At 71.3% G+C, this 21,661-nt stretch carries 25 protein-coding genes; 13 read left to right on the forward strand and 12 right to left on the reverse strand.

What is annotated here, in order from left to right; all coding sequences use genetic code 11:
• Positions 1-50 precede the first annotated feature (50 nt).
• Positions 51-989 carry an eIF2A family protein gene (locus tag KIK09_RS50310; RefSeq protein ID WP_214326720.1) on the forward strand — a complete coding sequence of 313 codons (939 nt, stop codon included), beginning with the start codon at positions 51-53 and terminating at the stop codon, positions 987-989.
• A 44-nt stretch (positions 990-1,033) separates the two neighbouring features.
• Here the strand turns inward: KIK09_RS50310 and KIK09_RS50315 are convergent, their stop codons facing one another.
• Positions 1,034-1,327 (reverse strand): GroES family chaperonin, encoded by a 294-nt coding sequence (locus tag KIK09_RS50315; RefSeq protein ID WP_214326865.1) that lies wholly within the window; start codon positions 1,325-1,327, stop codon positions 1,034-1,036.
• Positions 1,328-1,984: 657 nt separating this feature from the next.
• Here KIK09_RS50315 and KIK09_RS50320 point away from each other — a divergent pair.
• Genes KIK09_RS50320 through KIK09_RS50330 form a run of 3 tightly spaced genes read left to right on the forward strand, consistent with a single transcriptional unit; the run spans position 1,985 to position 4,984 of the window.
• Positions 1,985-3,730: an NAD-dependent epimerase/dehydratase family protein gene (locus KIK09_RS50320; protein WP_214326721.1), complete on the forward strand. Its 1,746-nt coding sequence runs from the start codon at positions 1,985-1,987 to the stop codon at positions 3,728-3,730.
• On the forward strand, positions 3,727-4,416 hold the full coding sequence (locus KIK09_RS50325) for a spherulation-specific family 4 protein (RefSeq protein ID WP_214326722.1): 690 nt from the start codon (positions 3,727-3,729) through the stop codon (positions 4,414-4,416). Before KIK09_RS50320 ends, KIK09_RS50325 begins: the two co-directional genes overlap by 4 nt.
• Before the next feature lie 4 nt (positions 4,417-4,420).
• Positions 4,421-4,984, forward strand: coding sequence for a DUF1349 domain-containing protein (locus KIK09_RS50330; protein WP_214326723.1), 564 nt, complete (start codon positions 4,421-4,423; stop codon positions 4,982-4,984).
• A 68-nt stretch (positions 4,985-5,052) separates the two neighbouring features.
• Here KIK09_RS50330 and KIK09_RS50335 read toward each other — a convergent pair whose 3' ends face one another.
• From KIK09_RS50335 to KIK09_RS50350, 4 genes are all read right to left on the reverse strand, one after another.
• Positions 5,053-5,970 carry an endonuclease/exonuclease/phosphatase family protein gene (locus tag KIK09_RS50335; protein ID WP_214326724.1) on the reverse strand — a complete coding sequence of 306 codons (918 nt, stop codon included), beginning with the start codon at positions 5,968-5,970 and terminating at the stop codon, positions 5,053-5,055.
• Between the two features lie 308 nt (positions 5,971-6,278).
• Complete coding sequence (locus tag KIK09_RS50340) at positions 6,279-7,574, reverse strand: FAD-dependent oxidoreductase (protein WP_214326725.1); 1,296 nt, start codon at positions 7,572-7,574, stop codon at positions 6,279-6,281.
• A gap of 47 nt (positions 7,575-7,621) precedes the next feature.
• On the reverse strand, positions 7,622-8,038 hold the full coding sequence (locus KIK09_RS50345; protein WP_214326726.1) for a DUF4267 domain-containing protein: 417 nt from the start codon (positions 8,036-8,038) through the stop codon (positions 7,622-7,624).
• Between the two features lie 60 nt (positions 8,039-8,098).
• On the reverse strand, positions 8,099-8,428 hold the full coding sequence (locus KIK09_RS50350; protein WP_214326727.1) for a rhodanese-like domain-containing protein: 330 nt from the start codon (positions 8,426-8,428) through the stop codon (positions 8,099-8,101).
• A 36-nt stretch (positions 8,429-8,464) separates the two neighbouring features.
• On the opposite strand from KIK09_RS50350, the gene KIK09_RS50355 reads away from it, so the two are divergent.
• Complete coding sequence (locus tag KIK09_RS50355) at positions 8,465-9,091, forward strand: TetR/AcrR family transcriptional regulator (RefSeq protein WP_308164784.1); 627 nt, start codon at positions 8,465-8,467, stop codon at positions 9,089-9,091.
• On the opposite strand, the gene KIK09_RS50360 is transcribed toward KIK09_RS50355, so the two are convergent.
• From KIK09_RS50360 to KIK09_RS50375, 4 genes are all read right to left on the reverse strand, one after another.
• Positions 9,054-9,668 (reverse strand): pyridoxamine 5'-phosphate oxidase family protein, encoded by a 615-nt coding sequence (locus KIK09_RS50360; protein WP_214326728.1) that lies wholly within the window; start codon positions 9,666-9,668, stop codon positions 9,054-9,056. The two genes, KIK09_RS50355 and KIK09_RS50360, sit on opposite strands and share 38 nt — an antisense overlap.
• A gap of 124 nt (positions 9,669-9,792) precedes the next feature.
• Positions 9,793-10,587 carry an ABC transporter ATP-binding protein gene (locus tag KIK09_RS50365; RefSeq protein WP_214326729.1) on the reverse strand — a complete coding sequence of 265 codons (795 nt, stop codon included), beginning with the start codon at positions 10,585-10,587 and terminating at the stop codon, positions 9,793-9,795.
• Positions 10,587-11,594, reverse strand: a complete 1,008-nt coding sequence (locus tag KIK09_RS50370; RefSeq protein WP_214326730.1) for a FecCD family ABC transporter permease — start codon at positions 11,592-11,594, stop codon at positions 10,587-10,589. The genes KIK09_RS50365 and KIK09_RS50370 overlap by 1 nt, the downstream gene beginning before the upstream one ends.
• Positions 11,591-12,610 carry a FecCD family ABC transporter permease gene (locus tag KIK09_RS50375; protein ID WP_214326731.1) on the reverse strand — a complete coding sequence of 340 codons (1,020 nt, stop codon included), beginning with the start codon at positions 12,608-12,610 and terminating at the stop codon, positions 11,591-11,593. Before KIK09_RS50375 ends, KIK09_RS50370 begins: the two co-directional genes overlap by 4 nt.
• A 63-nt stretch (positions 12,611-12,673) precedes the next feature.
• Here KIK09_RS50375 and KIK09_RS50380 point away from each other — a divergent pair, with 63 nt between their 5' ends.
• Positions 12,674-13,645, forward strand: a complete 972-nt coding sequence (locus KIK09_RS50380) for an ABC transporter substrate-binding protein (protein ID WP_214326732.1) — start codon at positions 12,674-12,676, stop codon at positions 13,643-13,645.
• On the opposite strand, the gene KIK09_RS50385 is transcribed toward KIK09_RS50380, so the two are convergent.
• Together KIK09_RS50385 and KIK09_RS50390 are read right to left on the reverse strand one after the other, a co-directional pair.
• On the reverse strand, positions 13,629-16,031 hold the full coding sequence (locus KIK09_RS50385) for a helicase-associated domain-containing protein (RefSeq protein WP_214326733.1): 2,403 nt from the start codon (positions 16,029-16,031) through the stop codon (positions 13,629-13,631). The two genes, KIK09_RS50380 and KIK09_RS50385, sit on opposite strands and share 17 nt — an antisense overlap.
• A gap of 79 nt (positions 16,032-16,110) precedes the next feature.
• Positions 16,111-16,605, reverse strand: a complete 495-nt coding sequence (locus KIK09_RS50390) for an ATP-binding protein (RefSeq protein ID WP_308164785.1) — start codon at positions 16,603-16,605, stop codon at positions 16,111-16,113.
• Positions 16,606-16,791: 186 nt separating this feature from the next.
• Between KIK09_RS50390 and KIK09_RS50395 the strand changes: the two genes are divergently transcribed.
• From KIK09_RS50395 to KIK09_RS50420, 6 genes are all read left to right on the forward strand, one after another.
• Positions 16,792-17,658 (forward strand): Sco1979 family transcriptional regulator, encoded by an 867-nt coding sequence (locus KIK09_RS50395; RefSeq protein WP_504740307.1) that lies wholly within the window; start codon positions 16,792-16,794, stop codon positions 17,656-17,658.
• The gene (locus KIK09_RS50400; protein WP_214326735.1) at positions 17,659-17,895 is read left to right on the forward strand and encodes a DUF397 domain-containing protein; all 237 of its coding nucleotides are present in this window, start codon (positions 17,659-17,661) and stop codon (positions 17,893-17,895) included.
• Positions 17,896-17,982: 87 nt separating this feature from the next.
• Entirely contained in the window at positions 17,983-18,222 is a 240-nt protein-coding gene (locus tag KIK09_RS50405) for a hypothetical protein (RefSeq protein WP_214326736.1), read from the forward strand.
• Between the two features lie 62 nt (positions 18,223-18,284).
• On the forward strand, positions 18,285-19,043 hold the full coding sequence (locus tag KIK09_RS50410; RefSeq protein WP_308164786.1) for a hypothetical protein: 759 nt from the start codon (positions 18,285-18,287) through the stop codon (positions 19,041-19,043).
• A 48-nt stretch (positions 19,044-19,091) separates the two neighbouring features.
• On the forward strand, positions 19,092-20,345 hold the full coding sequence (locus KIK09_RS59750; RefSeq protein ID WP_214326738.1) for a maleylpyruvate isomerase N-terminal domain-containing protein: 1,254 nt from the start codon (positions 19,092-19,094) through the stop codon (positions 20,343-20,345).
• Positions 20,345-20,611: a sigma factor gene (locus tag KIK09_RS50420; protein ID WP_214326739.1), complete on the forward strand. Its 267-nt coding sequence runs from the start codon at positions 20,345-20,347 to the stop codon at positions 20,609-20,611. The genes KIK09_RS59750 and KIK09_RS50420 overlap by 1 nt, the downstream gene beginning before the upstream one ends.
• Here the strand turns inward: KIK09_RS50420 and KIK09_RS50425 are convergent.
• Positions 20,604-21,188 (reverse strand): histidine phosphatase family protein, encoded by a 585-nt coding sequence (locus tag KIK09_RS50425; RefSeq protein ID WP_214326740.1) that lies wholly within the window; start codon positions 21,186-21,188, stop codon positions 20,604-20,606. The genes KIK09_RS50420 and KIK09_RS50425 overlap by 8 nt on opposite strands.
• Between KIK09_RS50425 and KIK09_RS50430 the strand changes: the two genes are divergently transcribed.
• Positions 21,187-21,627 carry an alcohol dehydrogenase catalytic domain-containing protein gene (locus tag KIK09_RS50430; protein ID WP_250575123.1) on the forward strand — a complete coding sequence of 147 codons (441 nt, stop codon included), beginning with the start codon at positions 21,187-21,189 and terminating at the stop codon, positions 21,625-21,627. The genes KIK09_RS50425 and KIK09_RS50430 overlap by 2 nt on opposite strands.
• The last annotated feature ends 34 nt before the right edge of the window (positions 21,628-21,661 follow it).

Raw genomic sequence — 21,661 nt, forward strand, 5'->3', positions numbered from 1 at the left:
GAGACAATAATGGAGCGCATTTCGCGGTGATGATCCACTAGGCTGCCGCCGTGAAAACGCTCCCCTTACTCGTGGGCCTGGCGCTGGTGGGAATCGCAGCGGCGCCCGCCTCCGCCACCCGTCTCGACGACCCGGTGGACATCGAGATCCCCGGCGTCGGCATCACGCTGCACGAGCAGCCGGGCGACCCGAAGCGGGTCACGGCCTTCGACACCGACAAGCCGTACCTGCGTGACAAGGGCGCCGACACCTTCACCGCCAAGAAGGGCTTCTTCGAGCTCATCCCGGCGCCCAAGGGCGGCCGGTCGGCGGGTCTGCCCAACACCTATTCCGGCAACCGCGACTCGGTCATCGTCATCGGTCCCGCCGAGCGGCAGTCCGTCCGCATCAAGACGGTCAAGGAGCCGCTGGTCACCGGCGGGCCGTTCTGGACCAGGGACGGCAGGAAGATCGTCGTGACGATCCAGCGCAAGAGCGGCAAGAAGTGGCTCTCGCAGGGCTTCGTCACCGTCGACGTCGCGGCCAAGAAGGCCAGCCCGGTCATGGTGCCCGGGGCCGACAAGGACGCGTACTTCCAGTGGAGCCCCGACGGGCGCGGCCTGGTGTCCTCCTACAAGGACGGCGTCCGCTTCTACCGGCCGAACGGCCAGGTCGAGCGGACCTTCAAGGGCATCGGGTGGCTGGCGAGCGGCGAGGACGCGTTCTCGCCCTCAGGCAAGCAGCTGGTCACGTACTGCCCGGCCCGCTACGACGAGGACCTCTGCGTGTGGGACGCCTCGAGCGGCAAGCTCCGCAAGCGGATCGACGTCAAGGTCAGCCAGGCATGGGGATGGTGGGACGACAGCCACCTGCTCGCGGTCGTCAAGGAGAGCGGCGCCTACCAGGTCGTCGCGCTCGACCTGCAGGGGCAGGTGACGCAGGTGCTCGCCGACATCACCGCCGCCTCGTGGAAGAAGCGCCACCCCTACCTCGTCTACACGCCGAACTGAGGCCCTCTACACGCCGAAGTGAAGTCCTCGCCACCCGGGAGAGGTCAGAGGTACAGCCCTGTGCCGTGATCGGTCTCCTGGGTGGCCACGGCGTGCAGGTCGCGCTCGCGCACGACCAGGTACGTCTGCCCCTGCACCTCGACCTCGAGCTGGTCTTCCGGGCTGAGCAGGACCTTGTCGCCCACCTTCACCGCACGCACGTACGTCCCGACGCCGCAGACCTCGCCCCAGGCCAGCCGGTTGGCCATCTTCACGGTCGCCGGAATGACGATGCCTGACCCGCTACGGCGCTCCTCGGCCGCCGGCTCCAGCCGGATCATCACCCGGTCGTGCAGCATCTGGATCTCGAACTTCGGTTCCACACACCAAACTCTAGATGTCCCCCAGAGCGACCGTTACCGCGCCGCTCCTCCCGCCGCACGGTCGTGCTGATGTTCCTGAGGTACGGCGAGCCACCGCAACCGCCTCCCGCCGCACGGCCGCGCTGATGTTCCTGAGGTACGGCGAGCCGCCGCAACCGCCTCCCGCCGCACGTGGCCGGGCCCTGTCCAGGGAGACGCCACTCCAGTGACGCGGCCCGGCGCCGTAACGACACTTCGTCCCCCTGGCCCGCGGTCCCGCTTACCCCACCGCCCCGTGCTCCCGCCGTACAGGCCGCCGCCCTTCGCCGACCACCGTCTCGCCGACCCGGCGCCAGGGGGTGCCGCCGTGGCGTTCCTTGGAACGCGTGGGGTGGGGGGCGGGGAAGGGCGGGTGAGCAGGGAACACGAGCGCGGGCGCCGGGTGTGGGGTGGGGCGCGAGGTGGGTGCCGGGGCTGCGGGTGTGGGTTGGGGGCCCGGGATTGGGGGGTGTGTATCCGGGGGATTGCGGGGCGGGCGGGGAGGGAGTCCGCTATAAAGTCCTCTGCTTGAGCCGCATTTTCCTGGGGGACTGAATTGGGAAATGTCGGAAATTCGAGTGACTTACGTAAACGGGCGAGAAGAAAAGGCGTGGCGTGATTCTGCTGTTCGGATCCGGGGGGTTCATCGGGAGGCATGTACGGGAGGGGCTCGGCGGTGACGTCGTCGAGGCGTCGCGCGAGCGGATCGACCTGACCACGGCCTCCCACGACGACCTCACCGGCCTGCTCTACGAGGTGGCCCCCGAGGCGATCGTCAACTGCGCGGGCGCCACGACGGGCGACGCGCACACCCTGACCAGGACGAACGTCGCAGGCGTGGCCCGCCTGCTGTGCGCGGTCACGACCGCCTCGCCGAAGGCGAGGTTCGTGCACGTGGGCTGCGCGGCCGAGTACGGCGGCACGCCGATGGGGTCGCCTATCGGGGAGGAGACGGAGTGCCGCCCGGCCGGTGACTACGGCGTGACGAAGCTGGCCGCCACCGAGCTGGTCAGGGCCGCCGCGGCCGACGGGCTCGACGCCGTGGTGCTGCGCGTGTTCAGCGTGATCGGCGCGGGCGCGCCGCCCAAGTCGCTGCCCATGCGCCTGGCACGCAGGCTGCGCGAGGACGGTGACCTCGTGGTGGGCGGGCTGGAGGTCTACCGGGACTTCGTGGACGTCCGGGACGTGGCTCGCGCCGTGGCGCTGGCCGTACAGGCTTCCGGGGCGCTGCCGCCGGTGGTGAACGTGGGCAGCGGCCGGGCGACAGCCGTACGTGACCTCATCACGACGCTCGTCGAGATCGCCCGCCCGGGCACGCGCGTCGTCCCCGGCGCGATCCGCACCCCCACGATCCCCTGGCAGGCCGCCGACATCACCCGCGCCGAAGAGTCCCTGGCCTGGCGCCCCGAGATCCCCCTCCGCGCCACCCTGGAAACCCTCTGGACCACCACCCAAGAGCAGACCCCACCTACCGGCACATCACCCGCGACCAGGGAAGCCACACAGGGACCGATGCCCGGCACCACCACGCACGCGCCAACGGCAGAAACGCAGGGGCCGATGCCCGGCACCGCAGCGCACGCGCCAACGGCAGAAACGCAGGGGCCGATGCCCGGCACCGCAGCGCACGCGCCAACGGCAGAAACGCAGGGCGTGATGCCCGAGCCCGCCCGTGACGGGGCAGCAGCAGATGTCGCGGATACGGCTTCGGGGTCGGCATGGACGCCGAGTGCGGCGTACGGGACCGCAGGAGAGACGCGCGGCGCGGTGTCTGAACGCGGCCATGACACGCGCGGCGCGGTGTCTGAACGCGGCCATGAGGCGCGCGGTGGGGCAGGGCCGGAGGCGGTGGATGGAGGCACGGGGTCGGCATGGATGCCGAGTGGGGCGCAGGGTGGAGCGCCTGAGCATGGTCGGGACGTGCGTGGCTGGGTAATGCATGAGGTGGCGGATGGGTCGGCGTGGGTGCCGGGGGCGGTCGGAGAAGCGCAGGGCGGGATGCCCCAGCGTGGTGAGGCGGTGGCGATGCAGGGGTGGCCGTTGAGTCTGGCGGCTGGCGATGCTTCCGGTGGGCGGGCGCAGGCGGAGCCTGGGGAGGGGGCGTGGCGGCAGGAGGTCACGGTCGAACCCGGGCAGGCGGGCGCCGTCGAAGCCGGGCGCGGGCAAGGGGAAGGGCGGCGGTCTCTGGCCTGGTACGTCGGATCCGGGCAGGTGCACGGGGCGTCGGAGGTCGAGGCGGCCAACGCGCCGACCGCGCCGTGGCACATGCGAGGCACCACGACCCCCGACGCGCCGGACGCGAGCGGGGTGACGTGGCCGGGGGAATGGCGGCCGACGGGTACGGGAGGCGGGACGACATGACGACACCGACCGCGTCGGGCGTCGAGCCGGACCAGGAACGAGCACCGGCGACACTGGTGCTGGCGTACTTCCGCGCCGAGAATTCGTACGCCTGGCGGAGGCTGCTCAAGGCCCCGCCCGACGTCGTGGTCGTCGACGTCGAGGAGGGGCCGGGCGAGGAACGCGACCCGGCGCTGGCCCCGCTGGTCAGCGCGCTCCTCGCGACGGACGCCGTGGTCCTGGGCAGGGTCGACACCGGCTTCGGCAAGCGCCCGCTCGAGGACGTCCGGGCCGACCTGCGCGCCTACCGTTCCTGGTACGGCCTGCGGGGCGTCTACCTGGACCGGGCGGCGGCAGGAGAAGACCTCCTGGACCACTACCGCGAGATCGTCGACGGCGTCCGCGGCATGATCGCCCTCAACCCGGCCGCCTACCCCGACCCGGGCTACGCGCAGCTGGCCGACATGGTGGTGACCTTCGACGGCCCGCTGTCGGCGTACGGGGCCACACGCGAGCCCGCCTGGGCACGTGACCAGCCCAGGGGCCGGTTCTGCCAGGTGATCCAGGACGTCCCGGAGTACGCGAGGGCGGCCACTCTGCGCGGTGCGGCGAGGCTGGCGGGCACGGTGGCGGTCACCGACCGAGCAGGATCCGCACCATGGAGTGATTTGCCCGCTTACTACGACACGCCGATCGTGGCAGGATAACGGCATGATCATGGCTTTCGGCGCGTCCGGCTGGCAGTGGATGAACCCGCCCCGCCAGTGGACCGCCGACGACGGCCTGAGCCTGATCTGCGACGAGGGCACCGACCTGTGGCGGCGCACCCACTACGGCTACACCTTCGACAACGCCCACCTGTTCGGCCGGGTGCTCCCCGGTGACCTGCGCCTGGCCGTGACCTTTTCCGGCGAGTACGCCGAGCAGTACGACCAGGCCGGTGCCGTGCTCCGCATCGACGAGAACAACTGGATCAAGGCCGGCATCGAGTACGTGGACGGCGGCTTCCACCTGAGCACGGTCGTCACCCGCGAGGTGTCCGACTGGTCCGTCCTGCCGCTGCCGCGTCCGGTGGAGAAGGTGACCTTCGAGCTGGTACGGCGGGGCGACGCGGTGACCGTCCGCTACGGACTCGACGGCGAGCCGCCCGAGCACCAGGTGCGCCTGGCCTACTTCCCGCCCGCCGAGCCCGCCCTGGCGGGCGCGATGGCCGCGGCCCCGGTGGGCAAGGGCTTCGCCGTCCGCGTCACCGACATCCGCATCACGGCAGCCTGAGTCCGGTCCGCGGCTCCGACATCCGCATCACGGCGGCCTGAGCGCGGTCCGCGCCTCCGGCATCCAGGTCACGGCAGCCTGAGCTCCGCGAACACCGGCCGGTGGTCAGTCCCGGTGAGGGTCTGCACGCCGTACGAGCGGATCGCGATGCGCGAGTCGGCGAGCACGTGGTCGATCGTGACGCCCGGCAGCGCCCCCCATCCGTGCGTCGGCCAGGTGGCCGTGAGCCCCTGCCCCGTGACGTCCGCGGCGTCCCGGTAGCCGCCGGCAAGCAGCTCGCGCAGCGGCGCGTGGTCGAGCGTGGCGTTGAAGTCGCCGGCCAGCACCCGCGGCATCCCGCCCGCCCGCGGCAGCGCCCGCAGCCCCTGCGCCCAGCACGCGGCCCCGAAGGAGAAGTGCGGCGCGCAGGGATGCACTGACATGACCTCCACCGCGGACCCGCCGGGCGGCCGCAGCACGGCCCGCGCCTGCCGGAACCCCACCTCGATCATCGGCCCCTCCGACAGCGGGAACCGCGAGAAGATCCCCGACCCAGAAGCGCCCGGGGTGGACCTGTCGACCACATAAGGCAGCAGGCGCCGCACCCCCGCCAGCCGGGCCACGGCCTCGGGCGTGAGCTCCTGCAGCGTCAGCACGTCGGGCCGCAGCCGCCGCACCATCGCCTCCAGCTCCGCCACGTCCGCCGACCCGACCTCCAGGTTGGCCGACAGCACCCGCAGCGCCATCCCGCCGGCCTCCGGGTTCCCGTCGCCGAAGAACCTGGGCAGCACGGCCACCCCCAGCGCCACCGCGCTGACCAGCGCGACCCCGGCCGCCACCCACCGCCGCAACGCCCCCGCCAGCACGAGCGGAATCACCGCCGCGAGAGCGGCGTACGGGGTGAAAGCCACCACCTGCACCCACCGGAACACCGGCGCCACCCCGGACACCCGCAGAGCGGCCCAGACGGCGAAAGGCACAACGAAGACCCACACGACAGCGCGCATGCCCTGTATCGCCACGAAGGCCGCAAAGGGTTCATAAGATCGTGGGCGTCATGCGCGACGTCGAATCCAGCGGCCGCGCGGCAGGTGCTCCACCAGGTGCTGAGCGAGATCGACGACCCGGCCCGCCGGGCATCCGCTGCTCGCGGGGGCGGTCGCCGACGTCACGGGTCGGGCGCCGGAGGAGGCGGCCGCGCCGTGCGGGAGCGACCTGAGGTCGTACGCGGCGGCAGGGATCCCGACGCCGCACTACGGGCCGGGGGACGTGCGGTTCGCGCACGCCCCCAGGGAACAGGTCGAGCTGCGTAGCGTCACACGAGCGCCGGCACTGCTTGCCGTTCGGCGGTGCGGAACACTCTGACCAGCGCGCCGGGGCTCATCAGCGACGGCGGCGGGTCGATCAGGTTGGCCACCCGGTGGAAGCGCCTGGCCAGCTCGGCGTCGTTCGCGGCGGCGGCGTGGAAGCGCTCCAGGTAGGCGTTCACCATCCTGATCTTCGCGGTGATCCTGCCCTGGACGCCGGGCAGCTTGAGGTCGCCGCCGACCACGATGTCCCAGGGCGCGTCGAGCAGCCGGGTGATCCTCCTGAAGAACGGCAGCGGCCGTAGCTCCAGGTCGAGCAGGGCCCTGGCCTCCAGTGCGGCCACGGTCATGCCCTGGCCGTAGAGGGGGTTGAAGGCGCAGACGGCGTCGCCGACGACCAGCAGGCCGTCGGGGAAGCGGGTCAGGCGCTCGTAGCGGCGGCGGATGCTGGCCGGGGTGCGGTAGGCGCGCGGCTCACCGATCGGCTCGAGCCCCTTCATCAGGTCGTGCAGGTCGGGGGCGGGCAGCGTGCGGGCGAAGGCGATGAACGACTCCAGGTCCAGCGGTGGCTGCTCGCCGCCGTAGCCACCGATGGTGACGATCCACCGGTCGTTCTCCATCGCCAGCGCCGCGCCGCCGCGCGGCGAGTCGGGAGTCGGGGCCACGATGGCCAGCAGGTCGCCGTCCAGGTCGCCAGGGCGGCGGCGGAACTCGCGGGTGCCGTAGCACAGCTCGATCCTGACCTGCTCCTCGACCGGGCGGTCGTAGCCCAGCTCGGTCAGCCAGGTGGGCGTCCGCGAGCCGCGGCCCGAGGCGTCCACGACCAGGTCCGCCGGCAGGCGGGTCCCGTCGGCCAGCCGTACGCCGGTGACGCGGCCGTGGTCGGCGAGCAGGCCCGCCACCGCGCGGCTGGCCAGCAGCCGCACCCCGGACAGGCCGGTCACGCGGCGGCGGACCTGGCCCTCCAGCAGCGGGCGGCTGACCATGAGGCCCTCCAGGCCGCTCGTGCCGCGGGCCAGCTGCCTGCCCGCGTGGATCCAGCGGCCCAGCCCCTGCAGGTCGCCCTTGAGTGCGCCCTGGGCGACCAGCTCGGCGCTGAGGCCGGGCAGCAGCTCGTCCATGACCTCGCGGCCACGGGCGAGCAGCCCGTGCGCGTGCCGGCTCTGGCCGACACCCTTCCTGTGCGCGTCGGCCGCGGGCAATGTGTCGCGGTCGACGACGGTGACGTGGTGGAACGAGCGCTGCAGTGCCGCCGCGGACAGCAGGCCCGCCATGCTCGCCCCGATGACGATGGCATGATCCATGGGTTCCCCCCTGCGAATACGTGTTTCGCCAGAGGGTGCGGGCTGGGCTAGCGGGCTTCCACGTCCTTTGACGCTTTCGCGGTCCGCTGCTCCCAGAACAGGAGACCGGACGTGATCAGCACGAGCGTGGCAGCCGACCAGTGGATCATGGCGGCCGTGGCGATCGTGCCGCCGTGCGTGGCGACCGCGATCCCGTCGCCGATCGGGATGAACGCGTTGATCAGCATCACCCAGCCCAGCAACCGCCGCTGCTTCAGCCCGAGCAGCAGCAGTCCGATGGACCCGGTCGCCAGGTCCCGCACGCCCTTGACCACGTAGTAGCCGGCCGCGTCACCCTGCGGCCAGTGGGCGATGCCGAACCCGGCGGCCGCGCCCTGGCCGTTCAGCAGGAAGTTCAGCCCGAAGAAGATGACGATCAGAGCCGCGAAAGCGGCCAGGACGGTGTTGACACGGCGGAGTGACATGGGGGACCTCTCATTTCTAGCGCTGCTAGCTATGAGAGCAACCCTAGCACTGCTATTGCTCTATTGGCTAGCGGCGCTAGATTCGACGGGAAGGCCCGCCTCGGTCCAGTCTTCGATGCCCTCCACGTAGCGGCGGACGTTGGTGTAGCCGAGCGCGGTCAGGCGGCCGGCGACGGCCTTGCTGTTGTTGCAGGCCGGGTTCGAGCAGTAGGTGACGATCGCGGCGTCCTTGTCCGGCAGCAGCGCGGCGGCGCGCTCGGCGATCTCGCCCTCGGTCAGGGCGACGGCGCCGGGCAGGTGCTGGGCCTCGTAGTACTGGCCGCCGAGCGTGTCGAGCACGATGACGTCGTTCAGCGACGCGCGCAGTTCCTCGCGGGTGATGGTGGTCATTGTGAGCTCCCATAAATTTGGACTACAGTCCGTTTCGTGGGAGAAGTTAACGGACCGCAGTCCGCTTCGTCAAGACTGGAGCTTCTGCGCCCGGAACCGGTCAGGGAGCGCGCCGACGCGGCGAGGAACCGGGAGAAGGTCCTCGCGGCCGCCGCCCGGCTCTTCGCGGAGAAGGGGGTCGAGGCGGTCTCGATGGACGCCATCGCCGCCGAGGCCGGGGTCGGCAAGGGCACGCTGTTCCGCCGCTTCGGCGACAAGTCCGGGCTCGCCGTGGCGCTGCTCGACGCGCGCGAGCGTGACCTGCAGGAACGCATCCTGTCCGGCCCGCCGCCGCTCGGCCCGGGAGCGGACGCCGCGGCGCGGCTGCTCGCCTTCGTCGAGGCCTACCTGGACTACCTGTTCGGCCACCTCGACCTGACCCGCATGTCGGAGACGGCCAGCCCCGGCGCGCGCTACCGCATCGGCGCCTACCGCTTCTGGCATCGCCACCTGGCCATCCTGCTGGGGGAGGCGTGCCCGTCCCAGGACGCCGACGTGCTGGCCCACGGGCTGCTCGCCGCGCTGAGCGGTGAGCTGGCCGCCGTCCTGACCGAGCGGTACGGCCAGGACAGGGCCAGACGGGGCATCACCGCGCTGGCGGAGAGCCTGGTGCGAAAGCCTTGACGCCGAAGTAGTCGCCGCCCTTGCGCTTGAAATCGTCGGTGCCCCAGTGCCGCTGACGGGGGAGCCTGGCCAGCCGGGGGATGTGCTTGGAGCAGTGGATGTAGGCCTCCATGACCGAGGCCACCACCCAGCGCTCGGTCCGCCGCCCGGGGATGTCGGGTACGGGCAGCGCCGGATGCGCGGCACGCATGATCGCGTCGGCGACCACCGCGGCGCGGCCGTTGACGTGCAGGCCGATGAGGTCACGGAAGAAGTCGACGAACAGCAGCCCGATGTGCGGGTTCTCGACGATGTTGCCGAGGCTGGCCATCACCCCGTTGCCCCGGTAGTCGGGGAAGGTGAGCGTCCGGTCATCGAGCACCGTCACGAACCCGGGCGGGCCCGCCCTGAAGCTCGCGTCGCACTCGCCGTGCCCGTCGCTGGTGGAGACGAACACCATCTCCTGGCGGGCGATGAACTCGCGCATCCGCGGGTTCAGATGGTCGAGCATCTGGTCGGCGTAGAAGCGGGCGGCACGCGCCTGCGTGCCGCACTGCTGCTGTAAGTGCCGTTCCCCCGGACTGCCTTGCGGGTCCATGGCATGTCCTTCCGTGTCCGGAAAACTGCAATCTGTCATGGAAGCTCGCGCGCGCCTAGGCCAGCATGGTGTCACCGGAAATCACACGACGATCGCCCGGCGTGACGTTGTCCGGCCGCCGATTTCATGCCTTCTCGCGGACCCTGCGGGCCTCGGGGACGATCAGCGGCGTTCCCGTCTGCGGATCGGGGATGATCTCGCAGCGCAGGTCGAACACCTCCCGCACCAGTGACGGCGTGACGACGGAGGCGGGATCACCCTCGGCCACGATCGCGCCGTCCCGCATGACGATCAGGTGGGTGGCGTAACGGCAGGCCTGGTTGAGGTCGTGCAGCACCGCCACCATGGTCCGGCCCGCCTCGTGCAGGTCGGCGCACAGGTCGAGCACCTCGATCTGGTGGGAGATGTCCAGATACGTGGTGGGCTCGTCCAGCAGCAGGATCGGTGTCTCCTGCGCCAGCGCCATGGCCAGCCACACCCGCTGCCGCTGCCCGCCCGACAGCTCGGCCACGATCCTGTCGGCCAGCCCCGCCACGTCCGTGGCGGCCATCGCGTGGGAGACCGCCTGCTCGTCGGCCGGCGACCACTGCCGCATCAACCGCTGGTGCGGGTACCGGCCGCGCGCCACCAGGTCGGCGACCGTGATCCCGTCGGGCACGATCGAACTCTGCGGCAGCAGCCCGAGCCGCCGCGCCACCTCCTTCGACGGCAGCGACGTGATCACGCTGCCGTCCAGGTGGACCGCGCCGTGGCGGGGCTTGAGCATCCGCGCCAGCGCGCGCAGCAGCGTGGACTTGCCGCACGCGTTCGGTCCGATGATCACTGTGAACGACCGGTCGGGGATCGTCACGTCCAGTTCGCTCGCGACAATCCGCTGGTCGTAGGCGAGGGTCAGCCCGGTGCCCGTCAACCGGTCCATCAGTGGCGATCCTTTCGCAGGAGCAGGGCGAGATACGTGCCGCCGATCGCGGCGGTGACGACGCCGACGGGAAGCTGGGAGGGTGCGATCACGCGCTGCGCCACCAGGTCGGCCGCCGTCAGCAGCACCGCTCCCGTCAGCGCCGAGGAGATCATGGTGACGCCGGGCGAGCGCGCCAGCCGGCGCGCGATCTGCGGCGCCGCCAGCGCCACGAAGATCACCGGTCCGGCCGCCGCGGTGGCCACCCCGCACAGCAGGACCCCGGCCACCACCGCGCCCGCCCGCACGGCCTCCACCCTGATCCCCATGGAACGTGCCGCGTCGTCGCCCATCTCGATCATCCGCATCGGCCGCGAGATCCACGCCACCAGCGGCAGCAGTACGGCCAGCGCCACCCCCACCGGGATCGCGTGGTCCCACCCGCGCCCGCCCAGGCTCCCGGTCAGCCAGGCCCCCGCGGTTGCGGCGTCGTTGATGTTGGCCCTGGTCAGCAGGTAGGAGTTGACGGCCACGAGCAGCGCGTTGGCCCCGATCCCGATCAGGACCAGCCGGTAGCCCTGCACCCCGCGGCGGAAGGCCAGCGCGTACACCAGTACCGCGGTCACCAGGCAGCCCGCCAGCGCCCCGCCCGCGATCACCATGGCCGAGCAGCCCGCCACCACGGCCAGGATGCCGCCGGTCGAGGCGCCGGCGGTGAAGCCGATGAAGTCGGGGCTGCCGAGCGGGTTGCGGGTCAGGCTCTGGAAGATCGCCCCGCTGACGCCGAACGCGGCGCCCACGAGCAGCCCGGTCACCACCCGCGGGGCGCGCAGCCTGCCCACGATCAGCTCGGCCACCGGCGTGCCCCGGCCGAACAGGGCCTTCAGCACGTCGGGCACGGCCACGGTGTACTCGCCCGTCGAGATCGCCACCACGGCCACCGCGAACGCGACGGCCACCAGCACGGCCCCCACGACCAGGGCCCGCGGCGCCACCCGCACCGACCAGGACCCGAACCGGATCGTCATAGCGCCGCCAGCCTCCTGCGCCGGGCCATCAGGATGAAGAGCGGGGCGCCGATCACCGCGCTCATGATGCCGACCTGCACCTCGCCCGGCGCCGCCACCAGACGGCCCACGACGTCGGCGGCCAGCAGCAGCACCGGCGCGACCAGCGCCGAGTACGGCAGGACCCACCGCTGGTCGTGCCCGACGACCGCGCGCACGGCATGCGGGACGGCCAGCCCGACAAACCACAGCGGTCCCGCCGCGGCCGTGGCCGAGCCGCACAGCAGCGTGACGGCCACCGCGGTCAGCATCCGAGTCCTGGTGACGGCCACGCCGAGCGCCTTGCCCGCGTCGTCGCCCAGCGACAGCATGTTCAGCGGGCGGGCCAGCAGCAGGCCGAGCACCAGCCCCGCCACCAGGAACGGCGCCAGCCGTACCAGCACGTCGGGGGTCTGGCCGGCCAGCGAGCCGGTCAGCCAGAAGCGCATCCGGTCGAAGGTCTCCGGGTCGATCCGCAGGATCGCCGAGGCGGCGGCCGTGCACACCATGCCCAGCGCCACGCCCGCCAGCGCCAGCCGTACCGGGCCCGCGCCCGAGCGGCCCGCGGAGCCCAGCGCGTAGACCGCGACGGAGGCCAGCGCCGCCCCGGCGAAGGCGAACCACACGTAGACGGCCGGGTCGGACAGCCCGAGCAGCCCCATCGCGACGGTGACGCCGAGCGCGGCGCCCTCGTTGACGCCCAGCAGTCCGGGGTCGGCCAGCGGGTTGCGGGTCAGGCTCTGCATGAGCGCCCCCGCCAGGCCGAGCGCCGCGCCGACGCCGATGCCGAGCAGCGTGCGCGGGATGCGCACCTCGCGCACGACGGTGTGGTCGCTGGAGGCGCCCGGCGCGGCGAGGGCGTCCAGCACGGTTTGCAGCGGGATCGACCGGGCGCCCAGCGCCACGCTCGCCGCCGCGACCAGGACGAGCAGGCCCAGCGCCGCGAGCAACCCTCCAGCCAGTACGGCAGGCCGCACCTGCCCCCCTTCCCTCAACATCAAACTTAGGTAAGGCTAATCTAATAAACCGGAACGAAGGCAAGCCTAACCTTAGGAGATGAGATGTCGCTGACGCGCAGGGGGTTCCTGGTGGCCACCGCCGTCCTCACGCTGGCTGCGTGCGGGACCCAGCCCGCACTCGAGAAGACCGCCGCGACCGGCACTGCGTGGTCCTTCACCGACGACCGCGGCAAGAAGCTGGAGCTGCCCAAGCGGCCCGGCAGGATCGTCGCGCAGGTCGGGTCGGCGGCGGCGCTGTGGGACTTCGGCGTGCGGCCCGTGGCGGTCTTCGGCCCGCACAAGCTCAAGGACGGCGGCCGCGACCCCCAGGTCGGCAACGTCGACATCACCAAGGTCGAGGGCCTGGGCAATGTCTACGACGAGTTCAACGTCGAGAAGTACATCGCGCTGCGCCCCGACCTGCTGGTCAGCAACATGTGGGTGCAGGGGCAGCTCTGGTACGTGCCCGAGAAGTCCAGGGCCACGATCGAGCAGGTCGCGCCCACCGCGGGCATCATGCTGCCCGGCAAGAGCGCCGAGCAGGTCATCGGCAAGTACGAGGAGCTCGCCAGGTCGCTCGGCGCCGACCCGGCCGGCGTCGCCGAGGCCAAGACCCGCTTCCAGGCCGCGCTCAAGGAGCTGCAGCGGTTCAGGAACCTGAAGATCCTCATGATGTCCGGCGGCGCCGACAACATGTGGGTCGTCAACCCGGCGGACTACCCCGACATCGTCACCTTCATGGCCGCCGGGCTCGACGTCGTCAAGCCCACCGCCGTCGACAAGGGCGGCTTCTTCCAGACGCTCAGCTGGGAGAACGCCGACACCTACGACGCCGACGTGATCCTCTACGACACCCGGACGCAGTCACTGACGCCGCAGGAGATGCTCAAGAAACCCACCTTCGCCAAGCTCCCCGCGGTCAAGGCCGGACAGCTCTACCCCTGGCGGGCCGAGGCCCCGTTCAGCTACCAGGGGTACGCGAGCATGCTGGAGGAACTCGTGGCCAACCTGAAGAAGGCTAGTAAGCTCCCCTGACCTCGACGATCTCCGCCAGCGGGAACTCCAGGTAGTCGCCGGCCTCCTCGCACCAGGCGTCCAGCGCCCCCGAGCGCAGCTCGCCATGGCTGATCGTGGCCGTCAGCCCGTCGGTCAGCGTGATCCCCGCCCGCACCCCCCGATCGACCACGAAACCGAGCAGCGACTGCTGGGCAGTCGGCAGCCGGGTGGCCATCCGCCCGATGATCGCCCAGGTCCGCCCGCTCTGCTCGGTGGCGGCACGGGTGGTCGCGATCAACCGGCGCGCGTGCTCGTGCGGATCGGGCGCCGGTTCGGCGATCACGTGCGCCGGCGCCTCGAAGTCGCCCAGCTCGGCGACCTGGCCGCCGGGCAGCAGGATGAGCTTGCCGTTCTGCGGCTCCTCGATCCTGGTCCGCTTGATCGAGATCTCGCCGGTGTCGGCCACGGGGACGGGGGAGTAGCCGTGCTCGCGCAGCCCCGCCAGCGTCCTGTCGGCCGGGGCCGAGCTGACCAGCACCGTCGGGGCCAGCAGCCGCAGCCCCAGCCTGGACAGGCGTCTGTGCCCGGCGATCTCGGCGAGCAGCGCAGGATCGGAGGCCTGCACGATGCAGCCCACCGTGGTCACCGTGACCTCGCCGTGCCTGCGCGCCACGTCGCGCACCAGGTACTCCAGCGGCTGCGGCACCGTGCCCACCCCGGACAGCTCCTCGAGCAGCTCGTCGGCGTCGTAGCCGACGTCGAGCGCGCCGCGCACGCTCTCGGTGGTGAAGCGCCACACCGACGCGGCGCCGCGCGACTCCCGCTCGGCCACCCGGTCGAGCAGCGCGGCCAGCTCCGCGGCCGGTGGGCCCGTCACCACCGCGGTCAGGTCAGGACCGAACAGCGCGCTGCGCCGCACGCTGGCCAGCGCCCTGGTCGACGCCTCGACCAGGCCGGGGTCGTGCTCGACGAGCGGCACGGTGTCGTCGTTCTCGTCACCCGGGTGCGCGGTCAGGCCGGCCAGCGCCCGGCCCAGATCGGTCAGCGCGTCGTTGGCCAGCAGGCCGAGCAGCCGCGCCTCGTCGAGCACGGCCGAGGCACACTCGGCCAGCAGCGCCTGGTCGAGCAGCGGCGCGTGCCAATGCACGTTCCGCACCAGGCTCGCCCGGTCGGCGTAGGCGGTGCCCGCGGGCAGGTGGGCCAGCACGGCCAGCACGGCCCGCCGTACCCGGGCGACCGCGGCGCCCGTCTGGTCGTCGCCCAGCACGGTGCCGTACCTGCCCTCGACCTTGCGCAGCGACGAGCGCTCCATCCGCCACCAGGCCGCGAGCAGCAGGCGCAGCCGGGCCGCGCCCTCGTCGATCCGCCAGCGGTCGAAACGGTCGGTGGGCACCATGCCGCCCGACTTCTCGTCCCAGGCCAGGAGCCTGGCCACGGCGCAGATCTCCAGCAGCAGCCGCGTCTCGTCCTCGTCGCAGCCGGTCTCCTTGGCCACCCTGCGCACCTCGCGCACGCCCACCCCGCCGGTCTTCAGCAGCGGCAGCGGGGTCTTGGCGGTGTTGTCGAGCAGGGCCGCGCACCGCTCGACCACGTGCGGCGCGGCCAGCGTCATCAGGTGGTCGACCTCCTCGGGGTCGACCGGCAGCGTGGCGACCTCGGGAGCCTCGGGCGTGAACGGCGGGTGGTATTCGGGCCCGCGCAGCCCGATCGCCACCTCGCGCGGCAACTCGGCCACGTGCCAGCTGGGCCGATACAGCAGGCCGTGGTCGGCCGCCCACTTCTCCGGCGTGCCGGGGAGCACGAAGCGGCCGCCGTCGACGTCGCGCACCGGCCCGTCCCAGGCGAAGCCCTCCAGCAGTTCCCTGGTGCCGTCGGGGGCGTGGGTCAGCAGCGCGGCCAGCCGTTCACGCTCGGCCAGGACCTCGCTCACCCGCACGATCGTGCGGCGCTTGTTGCCGTGCGGCGGCAGGCCGAGGTTGCGCGCCAGGGCCCGCAGCGCGTCGTTGCTGATCGTCCAGGAGTTCAGATAGTGCTCCAGCGGCTCGCCCAGCCCCAGGGGAGCCGCCCACCAGCGGGAGACCGCCTCGGCCAGATGGATCGCGCCCGCGTTGTCGGGCCAGGCGAGCGCGTGGTCGTAGAGCCGGTCCAGCCACGGGGTGAGCTCCTCGAGGGGGACGCCGAGGAAGTCCGCGAGCCGCTCCGGCGTCGCCTCCCGCACCACCAGGCACGTCTGGGCAAGCTCCAGGCACGGCAGCGGCAGGCCGCGCAGCGCCTCCATCACGGCGAAGCCGTTGCCGAGCCGCTGCGCGAGCGTGTCGAGCCGCCGCGGCCATGGGGCGGCTATCGCGTCAGGCCTGTTCTCGAGAATGCGGCCCAGTCGATCTTCGTCAAGTGTCCGCAGCCAGCCGAGCAGGTGATCATCCATCGGTCAGCAACTCTCATGGGGTCTCGCGCGGGACTCACCGTGAGCCATGACCATCCACGGTAATGCAGATCACTGCCCGTCAGGATAGGACTGCCCAGACGATCTTCCCGTACGGCGCGAGCGCCGACCATCCCCAGCGATGGCTGAGCGATTCCACGATGTGCAGGCCTAATCCGCCGGCGTCCAGCGGGCCCGGGTAGCGCAGCACTGGCACCGACGATCCCGGGTCGGTGAACGCGCAGGTGACCAGGGGGCCGCGCCGTACCAGCGACATGTGCACGGGGCGCTGGCAGCGCGGCTCCGTCAGGCGAAGGCCGTGACGCAGCGCGTTGGTGGCCAGCTCGGAGACGACCAGCTCCATGTTCTCGACCAGCTCGCCAAGCCCCCAGCCGGTCAGCGAGCCCGTGGTGAAGCTGCGCGCGGAGTGCACCGAGGAGGGCGTCGGGGGGAGTACGAACGTCGCGCTCGCGCACGGACCGGGGCCGAGCAGGTCGCGCGCCGCTTCCGGCCACCAGCCGACCGGAGGCCACCAGTCGAACGTGGTCCACAGGCGGGGCGCAGTGGTGGGTTGCACGTGATCATTCTGAAGCAATCTCTCGTGCAGGTGCAAGAGCGAATGCACGTGCATAGGGGGTTTGCAGGCGCTACCGTTAGTCGTCAAAAGGTCAATCAGTGGGAAAGGGGATCTTGTCTGCGGCCCATGATCTTTCGGCCGTGAAGTGACAGACTGTGTGGCAAGGAAACGACCAAGGAGCAGCACGTGTCCATCGATCCGCCTGGCTCTGGTTCGACCGTTCGGCGCATCATGCTCGGCGCGAGTCTGAGGCGCCTGCGCGAGGCCAGTGGCCTGGAGCGCGGAGAGGCGGGTTTCCACATCCGGGCTTCGGAGTCGAAGATCAGCCGGATGGAGCTCGGCCGCGTCGGGTTCAAGACACGTGATGTAGAGGACCTGCTGACCCTGTACGGTGTCGTCGACGACGCCGAGCGCCGGGCCCTGCTCGAGATGGTCCGCGAGGCCAACACCCCCGGGTGGTGGCACAAGTACTCCGCCGTCCTGCCCTCCTGGTTCACCACGTACGTGGGACTCGAGGAGGCCGCCAGCGTGATCCGCACCTATGAGGTGCAGTTCGTGCCCGGCCTGTTGCAGACGGCCAACTATGCGCGGGCCGTGTTCCAGCTGGGCAACCCCGATGCAACTCCGGAGGAGATAGAACGCCGCGTGCATCTGCGCATGCAACGGCAAGAGCGTTTCTCGCAGAAGGACGGCCCGCGTCTGTGGGCGGTCATCGACGAAGCGACCCTCAAGCGGATCATCGGCGGGCGGGAGGTCATGCGTGAGCAGCTGCAGCATCTGCTGGAAGTAGCTGCCCTTCCCAATATCACCATTCAGGTGATGCCCTTCAGGTACGGCATGCACGCCGCCGAGGGGGGCGCGTTCAGCATCTTGCGGTTTCCCGAGTCCGACCTGTCGGACGTCGTCTACGTCGAGCAGCTCTGGGGTGCCCTGTACCTGGACAAGCGTGAAGACATCGACCCGTACCTCACTGCGATGGAGCAGTTGTGCGTGGAGAGCACCACGCCAGGGGGCACCGTCGAGCTCATCGGCGGTCTTCTCAGAAAGATGTAGATGAAGCAGACCTATAACGGCATGCCCGCGGCCGACCTCAAGCAGGTCGCCTGGCGCAAGAGCCGCTACAGCAACTCGCAGGGCAACTGCGTGGAGCTCGCGGAGCTCCCCGACGGCGGCGTCGCGGTGCGTAACTCGCGCTTCCCCGACGGTCCCGCCCTGATCTACACCCGCGACGAGATCCGGGCCCTCGTACTCGGAGTGAAGGACGGAGAGTTCGACGGATTGCTGGTTTAACAAGCCGTTTACCTCCGGCGCGCCTGCTTAACGGAGGTGCGCCGGAGGCGTAACCGCCGGGCCTCCTTGCCGGGCGAGGATCGGGCCATGCTCGATCAGCTGACCCTCTATCCGATCGCCGACGACGTGCTGCTCGCACCCGGCGGCAAGGTCGTGATCCGCACCTACGGTGTCTCGCCGGGAGACGGCGTGGTCTCCTTCCGCACCTGGGTCACCGGACTGCGTGACCAGCCCCGCTACTGGCGATGGGGCCACTACGAGGACGCCGCCTCCGGCCATCGGCGGGTCCTGGAGTGGCTCACCGGGCGCGGGCCCCAGCCTCACTGATCTTCATCCGGTACGGCGTGCTATGCTCTCGAAGCAAACGCTTGGTTTGCTCGGAGGCCGTGGTGCGGCGAGGTATCTACCTGCTCGAAGAGGTCGACTTCCGGCCGATGAACTCGAAGCGGCCACTGGAGTACCTGACCTGGCTGACCCGCTACAAGGAGGAGGACCGCCTCCGGTCCGCCCCAGAGCTCACCTCGGGCATGTCGATCAGGTCCCGCGAGATCGACCTCGTCGGCGCCTTCTACGCCGTCGGCATCACCGGCCACCCGCAGTTCAAGGCCGTCACGCTGTGGGACTGCCACGGCGGGTGGGACGGCGGGTGGCGGCAGATGATGGAGATCTACACCGGCGTCGACGGCAAGCTCTTCCTGTCCGACATCGACGACCTGCGCTTCTCGGCCTTCTCCCGGCCGCTGGGCGCCGTCCACGGCTCGCCCGCGCTCTCCGCCCTGTGCGAGGAGGGGTACGCGGCCGAGCTCTACCTCTTCGAGAGCGCCACCGTACGGCCCGGCGCCGCCCTGGAGTACCTGGAGACGGTCCGTGCCGAGCGGGAGCCGCTGCTCGCCTCCTACGGGCACCGCCTGGTCGGCCTGTACGAGGTGCTGTTCTGCGACACCGAGGTCGTGACGTTGTGGGGCATGTCGCTGGACTCCCACCTGGCGATGCAGCGCGCCAGGGACGCGGCGCTCGGGCTGGACGACGAGGTGCCGGGGGATCCGCGGCTGCTCGCCTGGAGCAAGCGGGCCCGCGACTACCTCTCCGGTCCCTGGCGCGAGACCCTCCTGTCCCCGTTCCCCGGGTCCCGCCTGGCGATTGGCTGACTGGCGTCCGGTCCTGACTCGGGTTAGCGTCAGGCTGCGGAGGTAGCCATGACCGACCCGTACCTCTACAACGGGCAGAGCCCCGACGACCACGTAGCCGCCTGCCCCGACTGCGGCGCGGCGATCGCCCTCGTCGAGGCGGACCAAGCCGCCACCCCACCGCCCCAGCTGCGCGAGGCGGTTCTCTCGGGAGCCCGCCGCAGACGCACTCCCGCGGTGCCCCAGGTGGCCACGCTGGCCGTGCCGTACGCGACCCAGGTCGCCCTCATGGACGAGCTCTTGGCCGACCTGAACGGCGAGCAGTGGAACGCCCCCGTCCCCAAACACGGCACCATCCGCGACCTGGTCACCCACTTAACTGCCAACGACACCCCGGTAGCCCGCCTCATGGGCCTAACCCCCACCCCTCCACACCTCGCCCCACCCCCGGAATCCACCGCCCCCACCGCCTTGGCCCCACCTCCGGAATCCACCCCCACCGCCCTCGCCCCACCTGTGGAATCCACCACCCCTATCCTCAGTCCCACCGACGTCGCCCCACCACCGGGCTCCACTGCGCCCGGCCCGAGCCCCGCCGACCTGTCTCGCGCCCCTGGGGCGACCTCCGCACCTCGACCGCCCATCACCTTGGGGCCGACCTCCGATGCTGCGCCGACCTCCGACCCCAGGCCCAGCTCCGATGCTGTACCGACCTCTGATACCGGACCGACCTCTACTGCCGAACCGACGTCCGCTCCAGGGGCGGCCCACCCGCAGCAGGCGGTCGTCGGCGGCCGCGCGGGAGGCGTTCCCCTGCACCGGCGATGGCGCGAACAGGCGGGCCTGATGCTCGAGCGCGTCTCCGGATGCGCCGACGTGCTCCTCGACGTGGAGCTGGAGCTGGCAGGCACCCGCCCGACGCGCGGCCCCCTGCGTCACGCGCTCGTCCAGCGAACCTTCGAGACCTGGACCCACGCGGACGACATCCGCGCCGCCACGGGCCGCGACCTCGCCGCCCCTCCGGCCGATCACGTCCGGATGATCGCCGAACTCGGCCTCGCCCTCCTGCCCCGAGCCCTCAAGGGCCCCAGGCGGGACGTATCGGCCACGATCATGCTGACCGGCCCAGGCGGGGGCACATGGACGATCCCGCTCTCGCCCACGCCCGACAGGGTGAGCGTGGTGATCTCCGCCGACGCGGTCACGTTCTGCCGCCTGCTGGCCAATCGATTGCAGCCGGAAACCTTCCCCTACGCCGCCGAAGGCGACACGCACCTGGCCCACGACCTCGTCCGCGCCGCCGCCACGCTGGGGTGCGACTGATGTCCGCGGACGCCGACCTCAGGAGCAGGCTCGCCGCCGGTGACCTCGACGCGCTCATGCTCGCCTACGACCAACACGCCCCCTACGTGTACGGCGTGGCCCTCAAGGTCACCGGCACCGGCTCCGCGGCCGAGGAGATCACCCAGGCGGTCTTCCTGGCCCTCTGGGAGGAACCCCTCTCGTTCGAGCCCGCCTTCGGCTCCTTACGCGGCTGGCTCGTCAGCCGAGCCCTCCACTCCTCGGCCCTCCACACCCGAGTCAGCTGACAGGGGCGTTCCATGTGGTGATCACGGGTTCGGCGTGTTCGAAGCCGAGGCGGGAGTACGTTCCCGTGTCGAGCTTGAAGAGGCGGCCGTCCTGGGGTGGGAGTTCGAGCCAGCGGGACGCCAGGACGCGGAGGAAGTGGCCGTGCGCCACGAGGGCGACTGTGCCCGGGGTGGCCTTGGCGCGGGCGATGACGCGGTCGGCCCTGGCCGCCACCTGCTCGGCCGTCTCCCCGGGGTGGGCGGCGTCGCCGGGGATCACGCCGTCGCGCCAGAGATACCAGCCGGGGTGCGTCTTCCTGATCTCGGGCGTGGTGATCCCCTCGTAGCCGCCGTAATCCCACTCCCACAGGTCCGGGTCCACCTTGTAGTCCGTCAGGCCCGCGAGCTCGGCCGTACGGCGTGCCCGCTGGGCGGGGCTCACCAGGACGAGGTCGAACGCGCGCTCCTTGACCAGGGGCGCCAGCGCCCGCGCCTGCTCCTCACCACGCTCCGTCAGCGGCAGGTCGGTGAGTCCCGTGTGCCTGCCGTCCCGGCTCCACTCGGTCTCACCATGCCTGAGCAGCAACATCTCGTCCATGACGTCCATCTTCCTTGACCTCAACCGCACTTCGTCTAGCAGGGTCGACAACATGCGTGCGATCACTCTTCATTCCTACGGCCCGCCTGAGAACCTGCATCTGGACGAGTACCCCGATCCCGTTCCCAGGCCCGGGGAGGTACGGCTCGCCGTACACGCCGCGGGCGTGCACTTCATGGAGACCGCGCTGCGCCGAGGACAGCGGGTCGGGCCGCACCCGGCGCCGCCTCTGCCCGCCGTACTGGGAGGTGAGGTGGCCGGTGTGGTCGACATGCTGGGCCCGGGGGTGGATGCGACGTGGCTCGGCAGGCGGGTGGTGGCGAGCACGGGAGGATACGCCTCGCTCGCCGTCGCGTCTGAGGGCTTGGGGCAAGGCGGGCGGGAGAGCTGCGTGTGGGTGAGGGGTGGTGACTTGGTGTGGGCGAGGGTGGGTGCTTGAGGGCTCTGTCGCTGGGTGCGCGCGAGAGCTGGGC

It is taken from the genome of Nonomuraea sediminis (assembly GCF_018531495.1).
Taxonomy (GTDB): Bacteria; Actinomycetota; Actinomycetes; order Streptosporangiales; family Streptosporangiaceae; genus Nonomuraea; species Nonomuraea sediminis.